Below are 612 nucleotides of genomic sequence, written 5' to 3'. Positions count from 1 at the left end.
GGTAATGATGTTCTGACGGTAGAAACGCCGACCAGTGGAGGTCATCGCAGTCGCAATTACCAAACGGCCAACAATGCTCGTAACACCTTAATCGGTGGCGCTGGAGATGACCGCCTAGTGGGCGGGCTCGGGTCAGAGCGCTATGTATTTAACCGAGGGGATGGTCATGACACCATTCGAGACCGTGATTTCTACAATGCGAGTACCGACCAGATCGTGCTTGGAGAGGGCATATCACAGGACGAGTTGAGCCTACGCCGTGATGGTAATCATATGGTGCTGGTCATTGGAGGAGGTGACTCTGGTGACAGCATTACGATAGAAGAAGCGTATGTAAATAGTGAGTATCGTATTGAGGAGTTAGTTTTTGCAGACGGAACTAAACTTGCTGGCTCTAAGTTGTTTGAACTTGCGATGCTTGGTACAGCAGAAGATGATGACATATCTGCGTCGGGGTTCAGTGAGAAACTTGATGGAAAAGCCGGGAACGATACGTTACGCGGGGGAGCTGGTAATGACCAGCTGTTTGGCGGAGAGGGCAATGATACGCTTATTGTTTCTCACAGTGGCAGCAACACGTTAGATGGTGGGGCTGGTAATGATGTTCTGACG

Annotated in this window: 1 protein-coding gene; it reads left to right on the top strand. The window is 50.2% G+C overall.

From position 1 onward, the window contains the following. Positions 1-612: calcium-binding protein (locus tag BCT81_RS29435; protein WP_277869841.1), on the top strand; the 612-nt coding region annotated here is incomplete at both ends.

Source organism: Vibrio sp. 10N.261.52.A1 (genome assembly GCF_002876325.1).
GTDB lineage: Bacteria > Pseudomonadota > Gammaproteobacteria > Enterobacterales > Vibrionaceae > Vibrio > Vibrio chagasii.
The sequence above is the reverse complement of the archived record's forward strand: the minus strand, read 5'-3'. Positions and strand labels throughout refer to the sequence as shown.